Annotated in this window: 13 protein-coding genes; 9 read left to right on the top strand and 4 right to left on the bottom strand. The window is 69.6% G+C overall.

The window, feature by feature from the left end:
* The first annotated feature begins 52 nt into the window (after positions 1-52).
* The 4 genes from AC07AZ_RS22830 (at position 53) to AC07AZ_RS22815 (ending at position 6,128) form a co-directional block, all read left to right on the top strand.
* A complete protein-coding gene (locus AC07AZ_RS22830; RefSeq protein WP_478850526.1) occupies positions 53-1,339 on the top strand; it encodes an AAA family ATPase in 1,287 nt (428 codons plus the stop codon).
* Positions 1,336-2,193 (top strand): RloB family protein, encoded by an 858-nt coding sequence (locus AC07AZ_RS22825; RefSeq protein WP_478850524.1) that lies wholly within the window; start codon positions 1,336-1,338, stop codon positions 2,191-2,193. Before AC07AZ_RS22830 ends, AC07AZ_RS22825 begins: the two co-directional genes overlap by 4 nt.
* Positions 2,194-2,317: 124 nt before the next feature.
* Positions 2,318-4,930, top strand: coding sequence for a type I restriction-modification system subunit M (locus AC07AZ_RS22820; RefSeq protein WP_478850523.1), 2,613 nt, complete (start codon positions 2,318-2,320; stop codon positions 4,928-4,930).
* Positions 4,920-6,128, top strand: coding sequence for a restriction endonuclease subunit S (locus AC07AZ_RS22815; RefSeq protein ID WP_478850521.1), 1,209 nt, complete (start codon positions 4,920-4,922; stop codon positions 6,126-6,128). Before AC07AZ_RS22820 ends, AC07AZ_RS22815 begins: the two co-directional genes overlap by 11 nt.
* A gap of 14 nt (positions 6,129-6,142) precedes the next feature.
* On the opposite strand, the gene AC07AZ_RS22810 is transcribed toward AC07AZ_RS22815, so the two are convergent.
* Together AC07AZ_RS22810 and AC07AZ_RS22805 are read right to left on the bottom strand one after the other, a co-directional pair.
* A complete protein-coding gene (locus AC07AZ_RS22810) occupies positions 6,143-6,331 on the bottom strand; it encodes a DUF397 domain-containing protein (RefSeq protein ID WP_478850519.1) in 189 nt (62 codons plus the stop codon).
* Between the two features lie 12 nt (positions 6,332-6,343).
* Positions 6,344-7,192: a helix-turn-helix domain-containing protein gene (locus AC07AZ_RS22805; protein ID WP_478850517.1), complete on the bottom strand. Its 849-nt coding sequence runs from the start codon at positions 7,190-7,192 to the stop codon at positions 6,344-6,346.
* 303 nt (positions 7,193-7,495) lie between these two features.
* On the opposite strand from AC07AZ_RS22805, the gene AC07AZ_RS22800 reads away from it, so the two are divergent.
* The 3 genes from AC07AZ_RS22800 to AC07AZ_RS22790 all read left to right on the top strand — a co-directional run bounded on the left by AC07AZ_RS22800 (position 7,496) and on the right by AC07AZ_RS22790 (position 12,530).
* Positions 7,496-8,023 (top strand): ATP-binding protein, encoded by a 528-nt coding sequence (locus tag AC07AZ_RS22800; RefSeq protein WP_478850515.1) that lies wholly within the window; start codon positions 7,496-7,498, stop codon positions 8,021-8,023.
* Positions 8,024-8,188: 165 nt separating this feature from the next.
* On the top strand, positions 8,189-11,749 hold the full coding sequence (locus tag AC07AZ_RS22795; protein ID WP_478850513.1) for a type I restriction endonuclease subunit R: 3,561 nt from the start codon (positions 8,189-8,191) through the stop codon (positions 11,747-11,749).
* 49 nt (positions 11,750-11,798) lie between these two features.
* Complete coding sequence (locus AC07AZ_RS22790) at positions 11,799-12,530, top strand: M48 family metallopeptidase (RefSeq protein WP_478850511.1); 732 nt, start codon at positions 11,799-11,801, stop codon at positions 12,528-12,530.
* 97 nt (positions 12,531-12,627) lie between these two features.
* Here the strand turns inward: AC07AZ_RS22790 and AC07AZ_RS22785 are convergent, their stop codons facing one another.
* Positions 12,628-13,407 (bottom strand): alpha/beta fold hydrolase, encoded by a 780-nt coding sequence (locus AC07AZ_RS22785; RefSeq protein ID WP_478850509.1) that lies wholly within the window; start codon positions 13,405-13,407, stop codon positions 12,628-12,630.
* Between the two features lie 38 nt (positions 13,408-13,445).
* Positions 13,446-13,769 (bottom strand): DUF427 domain-containing protein, encoded by a 324-nt coding sequence (locus AC07AZ_RS22780; protein ID WP_478850507.1) that lies wholly within the window; start codon positions 13,767-13,769, stop codon positions 13,446-13,448.
* Between the two features lie 50 nt (positions 13,770-13,819).
* On the opposite strand from AC07AZ_RS22780, the gene AC07AZ_RS22775 reads away from it, so the two are divergent.
* A complete protein-coding gene (locus AC07AZ_RS22775; RefSeq protein WP_478850505.1) occupies positions 13,820-14,359 on the top strand; it encodes an LOG family protein in 540 nt (179 codons plus the stop codon).
* Between the two features lie 18 nt (positions 14,360-14,377).
* Positions 14,378-15,076, top strand: coding sequence for an SDR family oxidoreductase (locus tag AC07AZ_RS22770; RefSeq protein ID WP_478850503.1), 699 nt, complete (start codon positions 14,378-14,380; stop codon positions 15,074-15,076).
* The last annotated feature ends 137 nt before the right edge of the window (positions 15,077-15,213 follow it).

Below are 15,213 nucleotides of genomic sequence, written 5' to 3'. Positions count from 1 at the left end.
CAGGGGTAACAGAACGACGGGGCCATCTTCCCCGTCCGCCAGGAGGTCGAGGGTGCTCCTCCGTTTTCGGGTGGCGAATCACCGCTCGATCCGTGACGAGTGCGAGCTGTCGTTGATCGGTGCCGCGCTCAAGGAGGGCACCGCCCGCGACACCGGTCTGGTCTACGAGAGCCGGCCGGTTCCGGGGCTCTCGGTCCTGGGCGTCTTCGGTGCCAACGCGTCGGGGAAGACCAATCTGCTCAGCGCCATGACGGCCATGCGGGAAGCGGTGCGTACATCGTTCGCCGACTGGCCCAAGCAGCCCGGTGTTCCCCGCCAGCCTTTCAAACTTGACCAGGTCAGCGTCAACGAGACGACTCTCTTCGAGGTCGATCTGGCCCTGGGGAGCCACCGCAAGATCCGCTACACCTACGGATTCGAACTGTCCGACGAGCGTGTCGAGGCGGAATGGCTGCACGCCTACCCCGACGGTGAGCGCCAGGTCTGGTTCGACCGGGAGGCCGACCGGCCGGAGTCCGAGGGCCCCGAATTCCTCTTCGAAGGGGCCGCCTTCACAGGGACCCGCCGGGATGACCTGGTGACGTACACGCGGCCTGACGCGCTGTTCCTGTCCGCTGGGGCCACCCTCAACCACCCTGTGCTCTCGGCGCTGCACAGCTGGTTCCTCGACAACCTGTGGCTGGTCACGCCCGGCGAGGACATCACGGGGCGCACGACGTTCACCCAGCGGATGCTGGCCGACAAGAGTCCGAAGAACACGAAGCTCGCGTACCGGGAACGGATCCTCCAGCTCCTCGCCATCGCCGATCTGGGCATCACCGGCATCGACGTCGATCCCGACTCCGGCGGCATCCGGCTGAGGCACCGTACCCCGGACGGCGGCGATGTCCCGCTGGAGTTCCTGCGCGAGGAGTCGTTCGGCACCCACGCCTGGTTCGCGTTCCTCGGACCCATGCTCACAGTGCTGGACAGGGGAACGACTCTGCTGGTCGACGAACTCGACTCCAGCCTCCATCCCACCCTGGCAGCCGAGGTCGTACGGATCTTCCAGGACCCGAAGGCCAACCCCAACAACGCCCAACTCGTCTTCACGACGCACGACGCCACCCTGCTGGGTAGCGCCGTGCTGGACCGTCCGCTGGACCGGGAGCAGGTGTGGATCGCGGCGAAGGAACGCTCGGGGGCGACCAGCGTCTATCCCGTGACCGCTGCCCACCCGGCGGAGGACGAGGACCTGGAGAGCGGTTACCTACGCGGACGTTACGGCGGGGTACCACGCGTCGGCGCGGGAGCGATCGCTCGTGAACTGTCCTGGCAGGAGGCGAAGGAAACAGCGTGAGCAGGCGGGGCGGACAACAGCAGGACAGCGGTGCCGGGGGAGCGGGAGGGGTTGGGGGCGCGGATACCTCACGCAAGCGCAGGGGAAGCCGGAACGACCAGTTCGCGCCCGTTCCGTACCGGCCGCCGGTCTCCAAGGAGCAACGGGTTCTCTTCATCGCGTGCGAGGGCGAGGTCACCGAGCCGCAGTACCTCGACCACCTCAACGCCCGCTACGGGGACGGTGGGGACGGGCAGAGACAGCCGTTCCTGATCCACCCCATCAGCGCCAAGAACGGCCTCATCCCCTCCAGGACGGTCGCCGCCGTCCGCGACCACAGGCAGGCCTCGGGCGAGGAGGCGTGGGTGCTGTTCGACCGGGACAGGCACCACGACATCCCGAAGGCGCTCAAGGAGGCCGCCGAGGCCAACATCCAGGTCTGCTTCTCACACCCTTCCTTCGACCTGTGGCTGCTGCTGCACTTCCAGGCGATGAGCGGGCGGCAGAGCGGCAGCAGCAAGGACGTGGTGAAGAAGCTGCGGGCGGCGCACCCGGCGTTCAAGTCGTTCGACGTGAAGAACGACAAGAGCGTCAAGGGCGAGCGTCGGGACGCGCTGGACGACGAAGACGACGCCGTCGTGAAGAGGGCCGTCGCCCACGCCCGAAGCCTGGTCAACCAGTGCGAGCACGGTGACTGCAAGGCCGACAACCGCAAGCCCAAGGCGGTGCCGCGCGGCAGTGCGCCGGAGTCCGAGAGGAAGTGGGCCGCGCGCTCCGGTCACGCCGAGGACTGCCCCGTCCTCAACCGGGACCCGTCCTCCGACGTCTGGCGGCTGCTGGTCAGCCTCGGCATCGTGGACGACCGGTCCAGGTAGCCCACCGCATGGCCGAAAGCAGCCGCTCGGGTGGTTTTCGCCCGCGTCGGTGAGCGGTCTAGGCTGCCCTGGCACGATCGCTCGACCTCCTGTCCACCACCACTCCCCACCGAAGGACCGGCGCGTGGCCCGCATCACCCTCCCCCAGTTGAACCGGCATCTCTTCGCGGCCGCCGACATCCTCCGTGGCCGGATGGAGCCCTCCGACTACCGGGACTACATCTTCGGGATGCTGTTCCTGAAGCGGGCCTCGGACGAGTTCCAGCCCGAATGGGACCGCACCTACCAGCAGCGGTTGAAGGAGACGGGCAGCGAGACGAAGGCCCTGCAACGGGCCGACAACCCCGAGTGGTACACCAAGGTCTTCTACGTCCCTCCGCGCGCCCGCTGGTGGACCGGCCCGCACGTGCTCGACCCCGAGCACCCGGAGGAGACCGTCCCCGGGATCGAGGCGCTCACCGCCGAGACCAAGGGACCCGACGGCAAGGTCGTCCAGGCCGGCGAGTACCTCGACAAGGCGCTCGCCGCCCTCCAGGAGGGCAACTCGCGGCTGACCGGCGTCGCCTCGCACATCGAGTTCAACGCGGTCGTCGGCAACAAGCCGCGCTTCACCACCAACGAACTGCTGTCCCTGATCCGGCACTTCAGCATCTACCGGCTCCGCAACGAGGACTTCGAGTTCCCCGACATGCTGGGCGCGGCGTACGAGTACCTGCTCGGCCGGTTCGCGGACAGCGCGGGCCAGAGCGGCGGCGAGTTCTACACCCCGCGCTCGGTCGTCCGGATGCTGGTGCGCCTGCTCGACCCGAAGCCCACCGAGAGCGTCTACGACCCCTGCATGGGCTCCGGCGGCATGCTCATCGCGGCCCGCGAGTACGTGGAGGAGCACGGCGGCAACCCCGACGAGCTGGGCATCAACGGCCAGGACCGCAACCCCGCCTCCTGGTCCATGGCGAGCATGAACATGGTGCTGCACGGCATCCGCACGTTCGATCTCCAGCACGGCGACACCCTCACCGAGCCGCTCCACCTCGACCCCGGCAAGCGCCTGCTCACGTTCACCAAGGTCCTCTCCAACCCGCCGTTCTCCCAGCCGTACGACCAGCAGGCGGTGGCCGCCGCGGACGGGGTGCACGGCAGCCGTATGAAGTGGGGCTGGGCGCCCGAGAAGGGCAAGAAGGCCGACCTGATGTTCGTCCAGCACATGATCTCGGTGCTGGAGGAGGACGGCATGGTCGCCGTCGTCATGCCCCACGGAGTGCTCTTCCGCGGTAGCAGGGAGAAGGACATCCGTGAGGAACTGCTCCGCGACGACTGCGTGGAGGCCGTGATCGGCCTCGGTCCGAACCTCTTCTACGGCGTCGGCATCCCGGCCTGTGTGCTCGTGCTCCGGCGGCCGCGCAGGAAGCCGGACGCGGACCGGCGCAAGAAGGTCCTCTTCATCAACGCCGACCGCGAGTTCACGGTGGGCCGCAACCAGAACGAGCTGGGCCCCGAGCACGTCGAGAAGATCGTCACCGTGTTCAAGGACGGGCGCGAGCTTTCCGGCTACTCACGCTGGGTCACGGTGGACGACCTCCTCGCCGAGGGTGCCAACCTCAACATCCGCCGCTGGGTCGACAACTCGCCCCCGCCCGAGCCGCAGGACGTACGGGCCCACCTGTACGGAGGCGTGCCGGTAGCGGAGGTGACGGCGCGGTCGGGGCTCTTCGAGGCGTACGGGGTGGACGCGTCGACCCTGTTCGCGGAACGCGGGGCCGACCCGGCGTACTACGACTTCCTGCCGGAGGGCCCCGAGGCGACGGAGATGCGCATCGCCGGCCTGACGGCGGAGAAGCAGGCGGAACTTCGGGCCGCGTACGCGGACTGGTGGGCGGAGGGCTCGAAGCTGTTCGCCCAGCTGGCCGAGGACCGCCTGCTGATGAACCTGCGCTCCGGCCTGCTGGACGGCTTCATCACGGCGATCGGCGGGGTCGGCGCCATCGACGACTACCGTACGGCGGGCATCATCGCCGACTGGTGGACGCACGCGCGCTACGACATGAAGGCCCTTGCGGCCGGTGGTTTCGCCCGCGTCCTCGAAGGCTGGGTCGACTCGACGGAGGCGATCGTCAAGCCGGCGGAGGGCGCGGTGAGCACGGGCACCACCTCGCGCAAGCAGACCGTGACGGCCACGGACCGCCGCCGCGCGATGGACCAGCCCGTCGTACGCCACCTCATCCCCGAGTTCCTCGACCGGTACGCGGTGGTGGAGGCGGAGGTCGCTGCGGCGGACGCGGCCTACAAGGAGGCGGTGGACGCGCTTGCTGCGGCGAAGCCCGCCGAGGACGGCGAGGAGGAGGACGAGGCCGCAGACAGCGCCGAGTCGGCCGAGCCGGTGTCGGAGGAGGAACTGGCGCGGCTCGAGCGGGATGTGGTGGTCTGCCGCAAGGTACGCACGGCCGCGACGAAGAAGCGCAAGGCGCTGGACGACCTGTTCCTGAAGGACCTCAAGGCGGCGGCCAAGGTCGTCCTGGCGGACGAGGCGCGGACCAAGGAGATCGTCCTGGACGTCCTGAACGAGGACGTGTCGGGACGGGTGGATGCGGCGTTCGCGGTGGGACGCCGGGAACTGATCGCGGTGTTCCGCCGGTGGGTGGAGAAGTACGCGGTGTCGCTGAGCGAGCTGGAGGGGGCGAGCGAGGCGGCTCAGGGGGAGCTGGGGAAGTGGCTGGAGGAGCTGGGTTATGGGCGGTGAGGTTCGGGCTGGGTGGCGGTACGTGCCCCTTGGCGAGGCGGGCACTTGGCTTTCAGGCGGAACGCCCAGTACATCGAATGCAGCCTACTGGGGAGGTGAAATCCCGTGGATCAGTGGGGCCAGCCTCAAGAGCTTCCGTATCTCGGAGTCGGAGCGGCGGTTGACGTCGTTCGGCGCAGCTAATGGCTCCCGTTTGGTGGACAAGGGCACAACTCTCTTCATCGTGCGCGGCATGAGCCTCAAGTCGGAGTTCCGTATTGGCGTGACCGAGAGGCGAGTTGCCTTCGGGCAGGATGTCAAAGCCCTGATTCCGGGCGATGGTGTCGATCCGCACTTCCTTGCCCATGCGATTCAGGCCAGGACGAACAAGATCCTTACCATGGTCGAGGACACCAGCCACGGCACGGGTCGCCTGGACACGATGCGTCTTCAAGCCATGGAGATTGGGATCCCATCGCTCGACGAACAGCGCCGGATCGTCGCCGCGCATGCCGCCTTCGAGCGGCGGACCGAGGCTTTGGAGCGGACGCTCGGCAAGTTGAAGTCGGCCGAGCACGCCTTGTCTTCCGAGGCTTTGTCGCGCGGGGAATTGTGGGACGAGGCTCCGCTGAAGACCGTTGCGACTGTCGCCGCTGGGGTGACCCTTGGATCAGAGCCTGTTGGCGCGGGAACTGTCGAACTGCCTTACCTGCGCGTCGCCAACGTCCTGGACGGGAGCATCGATACAACGGACGTCAAGCGGGTCCGGATTCTCCGTGCTCAGCACGAGCGGTACGCGCTGGAAAAGGGAGACCTGCTGCTCACCGAGGGTGGGGACCTCGACAAGCTCGGGCGAGGCGCGGTCTGGGACGGACGCATCGAGCCCTGCCTTCACCAGAACCACGTGTTCCGGGTTCGCTGCGGTGAGAGGCTGTCGTCGGACTTCCTCGCCTTGTACACGGCGTCGCCCGCAGGTCGGGCCTACTTCCAACGAGTGGGCAAGCAGACCACGAACCTCGCGTCGATCAACTCGACTCAGGTGAAAGCGATGCCCGTCCCGGTGCCTCCGCTGGAGGAGCAAGAGCGGTTGCTCGAGCCGATTCGTGCGGTCAGACGGCGTTCCGAAGCATTGGAAAAGCAGATGGCCAAGCTGAGGGCTGTTCAACGAGCGGTGGTCGAGGACCTGCTACTCGGGCGAGTAGAGCCTTCCGCTGCCTGAGCGGAGCCGCCTACTCAACTGCCAAGTCCTGCCTTGATGCTTGTCACGAGCGCCCCGAGCGTGGCCCGGTCCGTGGTGAGAACGCGGGCCGGGCTCTCGCTCTCGCGCAGGGCGATCCCGTCGGGGCTCGGCGCGGCTATCTCGACGCAGTTGTTGCCGCCCTCCCCGGAGAAAGACGACTTCAACCAGCACAACTCCGACAAGGCCCGCTCCTCTTACAACTCTTCGGCGATCGCGCGGATGAAATCGACAGACTCCTTCGGAGCCAACGCCACTCGCTCGGCCAGGTCCAGGCGCTGGCGAAAGTTGTCCAACTGGGTTGGCGAGTCGAAGAACAGTGGGCCGGCCGGTGAGTCCATGTGCACGGTGTCCAGGTGCGGGTTCTCGGCCGCCGCATACAGCACGGCGTCCCCCACTGTGGGGAAGCCTCCGCTCGCGAACGGGATCACCAGCAAGGTCACGTTGTCACGCTCGTTCTCGTCCAGCAAGTGATGAAGTTGGGCGCGCGCCACGTCTCGGCCGCCGAACTGCATCCGCAGCGCGGCCTCGTGAATGATCCCGACGTAGGGCACCGCCTTGTCCCCCGCGATGACACGCTGCCGCGCGAGCCGGTGAGCGATGCGCAACTCGACTTCCAGGCGGGGCAGTTTCGGCACGACGAGGTCGAAGATCGCCCTGGCGTGGTCCTCGGTGTGGAACAGCCCCGGAAGATGGGATGTCTGTACGGTGCGCAGGTGTACGGCATAGTGCTCGATCTCGGAGATGTCGAGATGCCCCGGAGGTACTTTGCCCCGGTACTCGTCCCACCAGCCCGGCTTGCGACCGCCCGTCATCCCGGCCAACGTGTCGATCAGTTGCTCGTCGTTGCACTCGTAGATGCTGGCCAGTCGGCGTAGGCGCTCCTCGCCGATGCCGTACCGCCCTGCCTCGATGTTCGAGATGTTCGTGCGGTCCGTACCCAGTGCGCCAGCCGCTGCGGGGGCTGACATGCCAACCGCTTCACGGAGTCGCCGCAACTCCAGACCCAGGCGGCGCTGCCGGATAGTCGGGGTGTTCGGTGCCATCAAGGCCCTCCTTGCTCGCGCACAGTGTGCCGATGGTCGCGCTCCGAGTCCATCTCACAACGAAACTACACCCGTTCCAGTGAGATGGATGGCACGGGTTAAATCACTCTCGCTATGGTGTGACTCAGGCCACCACCCCTGCCCCGCCCAGCGGAAGCGCACCGGCACGACCCCCGCCCATCCGGAGGGGCGGCACACGTACCGGCAGAGACACCGCACGCACCCGGGGCCGGAGGCCATGGCCGCCCGCGCGGTTCACCACCGCGCACTCACCACAGCCACTCGCACCAACGGAGGTGCCGCGTGACCCGACCCCCCACCACCCCCACCGCCCCGGACACCCTCATCACCCACGCCGACGACCCCGAACCCCCTCCGCATCCCACGTCCCTCCCTTTCACCGCCCCCTGGAGTTACGAGCTCCACTTTCCCTGCGACCCCCGCGCCCCCGGCATCGCCCGCCTCACCCTCCGGGCCGTCCTCACCGCCCACGGCCTCGCCGAACTCGTCGAGCGGGCGGAACTGCTGACGTCCGAGCTCGCGACGAACTCCGTGCGGCACACCAAGGGGCCCGCGTTCGTCCGCCTGCACTGGCTGGATCCCGTACTGCGGGTCAGCGTCTGGGACATGAACCCCGACCTGCCGACACTCGTGTCACCCCCGGCCGTGCCCGCGCATGCGTACAGCGGGCGAGGCCTCCTGATCCTCGACCTCCTCGCCGACCGCTGGGGCGGCTGCGGGACGGGCGAGGGACCTTACGGACCGGCCGGCAAGACGATCTGGTTCGAGCTGGCCCTTCCGCCGGGCCCGCCACCCGCGCTCGCGGCCTGATCCGGAGGCTCCGAACTCCCTTCATCGCCGCCCGATCCCGCCTGAGGACGCCGTGGCTTGATCGTGCGGCTGAAAGATCCCTGGTCGCTCCTCTGCCCGTGAGTAAAGTCTCCTGTACGTCCCATGGCGACGCTGGGGCGCACGGTGAGGGCAGGGAGTCCAGCGGTGGGTCGGCGGGAGCAACCGGAGTACGACAAGACCGAGAAGCCGCTCATACGGCAACTGGTCGAACTCGGATGGGAGCACCTGGAAGGCGCGCCGCCCGGCCAACCCGCCAGCACGCCCGGCCCGTCCGGACGCGACGCCTTCACGGACGTCGTGTACGCCGACCGGTTCCGGGACGCCGTATCGCGGATCAACACCCGCTCGAACGGTGGCGGCACCTGGCTCACGGCCGCCCAACTCGACTACCTCCTGGCCCTCGTGCTCGGCACGGCACCCGGTCAGGGCCCGATGGACCGCGGTGTCGGCGGAAACCTCGCCGTGACCCGGCTGCTGCGCAAGGGCGTCAACGCCCGCATGCTGCCCGGCTGGAGGAAGGGCGACCCCGAACACGTCCAACTCGTCGACTGGGCCGGGGAGAACGGCGGTCGCAACGACCTCCTCGCGGTCAGCCAGTTCCGGGTGGAACGCAAGGACGCCGGGCCCGTCACCCCCGACCTGGTGCTCTTCGTCAACGGGCTGCCCTGGGTCGTCATCGAGTGCAAGGCCCCGCTCACCTCCGGAGGCAGGGAGGAGAGCAGGGCCGCGCTCGATGAGGCGGTCGGGCAAGTGTGTGGCTACGCGAGTCTCGAATCACCCGCCCCCGTAGCCGAGTTCACCCGGTTCGCGCAGGTGCTGGTCGGCACCGACCGGACGTACGCGGAGCTGGGCACCGTCACCTCCACGCCCGAGTACTTCACCCCGTGGCGGACCACCGAGCCCGCGCCCGCCGACGGCTGCGACACCGACATGGCAGTGCTCACGGCGGGAGTGCTGCGGCCCGGTCATCTCCTCACTCTCGTACGGGACTTCACCACCGAGCGCGGTCAGGGCCGCCGTACGCTCAAGGTGATCGGCCGGTACCAGCAGTTCAAAGCCGTGCACCGACTCGCCCGCCGGCTCCGGGAGCGCGGGAGAGCGGTCGCGGCGAAGCAGGACGTCGACCAGCGCGGCGGTGTCGTCTGGCACACCCAGGGCTCCGGCAAGAGCCTCACCATGGCCTTCCTCGTGCGCCATCTCAGGAGCGACAACGAGCTCAAGCGGCACAAGATCGTGATCGTCACGGACCGTATCGACCTGGAGAAGCAGATCAGGTCGTCGATGGCGGCCACCGAGGAGACCGTGCACCGGGCCGACGGTGTCGTCGACGCGCGTGCGCAGCTCGCCGTACGCGTGCCGGACGTCGTCCTGGTCATGCTCCAGAAGGCCCAGCGCGACGACAGCGCCTACGACGGCCGTAACGACAGCCTTCTGCCGCAGGGAGCCGACAAGGACGCCCCCGCCGACGACCGCCCGGCGAACCCCGGCCACGACATCGTCGTCCTGGTCGACGAGGCGCACCGGGGCCACGCGGGCTGGCTGCACGCCCGGCTGCGCGCCCTCCTGCCGAACGCCGTCCTCGTCGGGTTCACCGGCACGCCCATCATCCGGGGCGCCCGCAAGGAGACCGAGGAGATCTTCGGGAAGCTCGTCGACGCCTACACGCTGCGCGAGGCCGAGCTGGACCGGTCTGTCGTCCCGGTGCGCTACGAGGCGTACGACGTGCCGATGGAAGTGATCGAGAAGGCCGCGCTTGACGCCAAGTTCGACGAGCAGGTGCCCGGCGATCCCGAGCGGCGTGAGCGGGTGCTGCGGAAGTTCGCCCGCAGGAAGGAAGTTCTCGAAGCGCCCTCGGTGATCGCCCACAAGGCCGACTTCATGCTGCGGCACTGGGCGGTCAACGCGCTGCCCGACCGCTTCGGAGCCCAGCTGGCGGCGGCGTCCCGGCTGGCCGCCGTCCGCTACCGCGACGCGCTGCTCGACGCCCGCGACCGGCTGCTCGCGCAGCTCGATGCGCTGGATCCCGCCATCGCCCACGATCCGATGGCGGCCCTCGGCGCCGACGACGAGATGCGCAAGCTGCTCACCGTCCTGCCGCACCGGGATGTCCTCGCCTCCATCGACGCGGCGGTCGTGATCCATGGCGACCCGAGGAAGGACCCCTCCGGCTGGCGGCAGTGGACGCTGAAATCGCGGCAGGACGGGTACGTCGAGCGCTTCAAAGCGGGACTCGGGGACCCCCTGGCCGCGGCCGTCGACCCCTCGTGGCCCGTCGAGCCTCATGGCGCGTCGGGGCAGGCGCACGGTGCCTCCGGTGGACCCGTCACGGACGTGTTCCGGCTTGAGCACCCGGAAGCGGAGGACACCCCGGACGACGACCAGGACGACGGGGAGGCGGCGGAGCCCCTCGCCTTCCTCGTGGTCCAGTCGATGCTGCTCACCGGCTTCGACGCACCCGTCGAACAGGTCCTCTACCTGGACTGCGCCCTCTCCGGCGCGGGCCTGCTCCAGGCCGTGGCCCGCACCAACCGGCCGTATCCGCGCAAGCGGTGGGGAACCCTCGTCGACTTCGTCGGCATCGGCGTCGAACTGGCCCGTTCCCTCCGGGCCTACGAGCAGCACCACCTGCGGGAGGTCTACGGCTACGAGAACGTCTCCGTCGACCACCTCCGTCCGGACTTCGAGGGGACACCGCCCACCGGCGAGGGGCTGCTGCTCCAGGCGGACGCCGCCGCGGACCGGCTTCTCGACGATCTCCACGGCCGGATCGCCCGCTTCCTCGACGGCCACGGACTCGCGTTGTACGACGAGCGCGGCATCCTCTCCCTGGCCGACGAACAGCGCCGCGAGGTACTGCTGGACGTGCTGGAGGACCCGCTCGCGCGCGGTCAGTTCGACGAACACGCTCGGGACTTCCTCACCGCCCTGAGCGCGGTCCTGCCCCGGCCGTACGCACTGCGGTACGAGCGGTTCGCGGGTCTGCTGGGCGAGGTGCAGTACCTGGCGCGCCAGCGCTACCTCGACGGACGTGACGAGTTCAGCCCGCGCCGGTATGGGGCGAAGGTGCGCCAGCTCATCGCCGACCACCTCCGGGTGACCGGTGTCGAACTGCGTGTACCCCCGGTCGAGCTGAGCGCTGCCGACTTCATGGAGCGCGTCGACGCCAACCCTGACGCTCGCGCCAGGACCAGGTACATGGTCAGCCGCCTGCGGACCCACATCACGGCGAGGATCGGCACGGACCGCGCCCGCTACGAGCTGTTCAGCGTCCGGCTGGAAGAGATCGTCCGGCGGATGCGCCAGGACTTCGAGCAGGCCGCGGCCGACCTGGCACAGCTCGTCGGCGAGATCACGGTGGACGTCGAGGAGACGGGCCCGAGCCTCGACCCGCTGACGGAACGGCCCGTGTACCGGGCGCTGAGGAGAGAACTGGAGCAGGCGGGCGCGGCACCTCTGCCCGCCGAGGTGGATCTGTACGAGGCGGCCTGTCTCCTCACCGCGAACATCGCGGTCCTGGTGCGGGCACCGCACTTCGTGACCCAGGCCGACGCCCGTATCGAGGCCCGCAGGGAACTGCGCTTCAAAGTGGCCACTCATCTCCACATGGACTGGGACGACACCGCGGACATGGCCGCAGCCCTGCAGGAACTCGCCGTGGAGCGGCGCGGCGATTTCCTGCGGTACGCGGCGCGGCCGCACGCGTGACAGGACACCGGTTGCGGCCGTTGTCGGTGCGCAGTGGTACCAATGCCGGGTGAGTGTCTCCGTGCGGTCCGCCCTCACGTCGCTTCCTCTGCCGGGCGAGTGGACGTGGGAAGTCGTCGTACGGCCACGCCGCCGGACACTCGGGATCGAGATCCGCGAGGACGGGGGTGTGCTCTTCGCGGTGCCTCCCGGTGCAGACCCGCAGGAGGTCGCGGCTGCCGTCCGGTCCCGGCTGCCGCGCATCGCGAGCGAGGTCGACCGGCGCAGGCGCGGAGGAGGTGAACCTCGCAAGGAACTGGTCAGCGGAGCGAGCTTCTCCTATCTCGGCCGCCGCCACCGGCTGAGAGTCCTGCCCGCGGAGCCGGGCGCACGGGTACGACTGCACCATGGGTGGCTGGAACTCCCGCGACGCGAGTCCGCTCGGGAAGGCGCGCGGCTCATCGCCGACTGGTACACCGCACGAGGCGCGGAATGGATGACCACCCGTGTGCGGCCTCTGGCCGTGCGGGTAGGTGTGACTCCCAGAGACGTGCACGTACGCGATCTCAAGGAGCGCTGGGGTGCCTGTGATCCGGACGGGACCATCACCGCGCACTGGGCGCTGATGCAACTGCCCCCCGCCCTCGTGGATCTCGTCCTCGTACACGAGCTGACGCATTTGAAGGTGTCGGCTCACGGGCCGGCGTTCCGGCGCAGGATGCGGTTGGTGCTCGGAGGTCTCGACGACCTGGAGCGTCGCTTTGCCCTGGCGGAACGGGAGCTGTGGCGCGGAATGGTGTGACGCGGTTTCCCGCCGACGCCGGAATCCGGTGCCCGAGGGGAGCCACAACGCGCGCGGGCGACGTGAAGGAGCGGGCCACGGCGCCCGCGCGCAGGAACTATGCCGTGAAGAACTCCGCCAGCACCGGCGCCAGGGCGGCGGGGTCCACCGCGTGGGTCTGGCCGTCCAGGGTGCGGTACGCGCCCTCGGGTGCCGCGTCCGCGACGTCCTGGGCCGCCTGCCGCAGCCAGCCCGGACTCGCCCCGCCGGCCAGCGCCAGGACCGGCACACCGACCGAGGCCAGCCGGCCCCGGGGCACCAGGCCGTCGCCCATCACGGCGTCGTCGTAGGCGAGGCTCGGGGCGACCGCCTCCAGGTCGGCCCACATCGGGGACCGGCGGGCGCCCGCGATCATGTCCTCGGCCAGACCGGTCAGCCGCAGGAACAGCTCCACGGCGTCCCCGCGCCGGCCCTGTGCGAGCGCCTCGGTCAGGTTCTCGGTGTACGCGGCCCGCTCCGGCGCGCCGCCCCCGTGGTCGGCGAACGGCGGCTCGTACACGGCCACCGCACGGACCGGCAGCCCGGCCGCCGCCGCCTCCAGTACCAGCGCGCCGCCCGAGGAGATGCCGTACAGGGCCGCGTCGCCGCCGGCCGTCTCAATGATCGCCGCGAGGTCCTCGACCTCACGGGCCACGGCGTACGGCGTCGTGTCGCCGCTGCCGCCGCGGCCCCGCCGGTCGTAGGCGACGACGGTGAAGCGGTCCGCGAGCAGCGGGGCCAGGGGCGCCACCGTGGCGCCCGTCGACATCGCGCCGCTCACCAGGACGACCGCCGGGCCCTGTCCGGTGCGTTCGTACGCGAGGGACGTGCCGTCGCGCGAAAGGGTCTTCTTGTCCATGCCTGGGGAGACTGCCGTACCCCCACGCGATTAATCGGTCACGACACTTCCACTTCGTAGAAGCACAGGTGGTCCTTGATCTCGGCGACGTCGGGTTTCGGGTCCGGGTAGCCCCACACCAGGTCCGCCGCGTCCGGCAGCGACCAGTAGGAGGCGGTGCCCTTGAACGGGCAGTACGTGTGGGTGTCGGAGGGGGTCAGCAGCTCCAGCCGTACGTCCTCGGCGGGCAGGTAGTACCGCACGGGGGAGCCCGTCTCCCGCAGGACCAGCGGCCGGTCGCTCTCCGCCAGTACCCGGTCGCCGTGGACGACCCTCACATGCTGCGTGGAGTGCTCGATGGTGATCGTGTGTCCTTTGGCCATACCGGAAGAGCACCCGCGGACCCGCCGTTCTTCCCGCGTACGCTGACGTCGTGCGAATCTACGTCTTCCTCTCCGCCGCCGACCTCGACGACCGCTACACGCGCCCCGCGCGGGAGTTCGCGAAGCTGTTGGGCAAGGGCGGGCACACCCTGGTGTGGGGCGGCTCGGACGTCGGTCTGATGAAGGTGGTCGCCGACGGGGTGCAGGAGGCGGGCGGCCGGCTGCTGGGCGTGTCGGTGGACTTCCTGGCCGCCAAGGCACGCGCGGGCGCCGACGAGATGCTGATCGCCCGTGACCTCGCCGAACGCAAACGGCTGCTCCTGGAGAAGGCCGACGCCGTCGTGATCATGGTCGGGGGCACCGGGACGCTCGACGAGGCGACCGAGATCCTGGAGCTGAAGAAGCACGGCCACACCGACAAGCCGGTCGTGCTCCTCAACACCGCCGGGTTCTACGACGGCCTCAAACAGCAGTTCCGGCGGATGGAGGACGAGGGGTTCCTGCCCCGCCCGCTGACCGACCTGGTGTTCTTCGCGGAGGAAGCGGTCGGCGCGCTGGCGTACCTGGAAGAGAGCCGGGGCGTCGGGTGAACCACCGGTGATGCGAGCATGGCGGGCATGGCTACCCATGTGATCACCGGCGCCGGCTCCGGCATCGGCGCCGCCCTCGCCCGCCGCCTGCACGCGCGCGGGGACGACCTCGTGCTGCACGCGCGCGACGCGGGCCGCGCGAAGGAACTCGCGGCACGGTTCCCGGGCGCCGCCACGCTCGTCGGAGACCTGGCCGACCCCGACAAGCTGAGCTGGGCCTTCTCGCACCAGAGCCTCCCGGACCGGGTGGACTCGCTGTTCCACATCGCCGGCGTCGTCGACCTCGGCACGGTCGGTGAGCTGACCCCCCGGTCCTGGCGCCACCAGCTCAACGTCAACCTGATCGCCCCCGCCGAGCTCACCCGCCACTTCCTGCCCCAGCTGCGCACCGCCCGCGGCCACGTGGTGTTCGTCAACTCGGGGGCCGGACTGAACGCCCACGCCGAGTGGTCCGCGTACGCCGCCTCCAAGCACGGACTGAAGGCCCTCGCGGACTCCCTGCGCCAGGAGGAGCACGGCAACGGCGTCCGCGTCACGTCCGTCTACCCGGGCCGCACCGCCAGCCCCATGCAGGCCAAGGTCCACCAGCAGGAGGGCAAGGAGTACGACCCCGCGCGGTGGATCGACCCCGAGTCCGTCGCCACGACGATCCTTACGGCCGTCGACCTGCCCAGGGACGCCGAGGTCAACGACCTGACGGTACGTCCGGGGCGCTGACCCCCCGGACAGCGCGGACGCCGGCCCACGGGTACCGGGGACGCCGACGGGCCGGACACGGCGGGCGCCGACCGGCCGGGTACCGCGGGCGCCGACCGGCCGGGTACCGCGGGCGCCGACCCACCTGGCACCGTGGG

Source organism: Streptomyces sp. NPDC043878, from assembly GCF_056435735.1.
The sequence above is the reverse complement of the archived record's forward strand: the minus strand, read 5'-3'. Positions and strand labels throughout refer to the sequence as shown.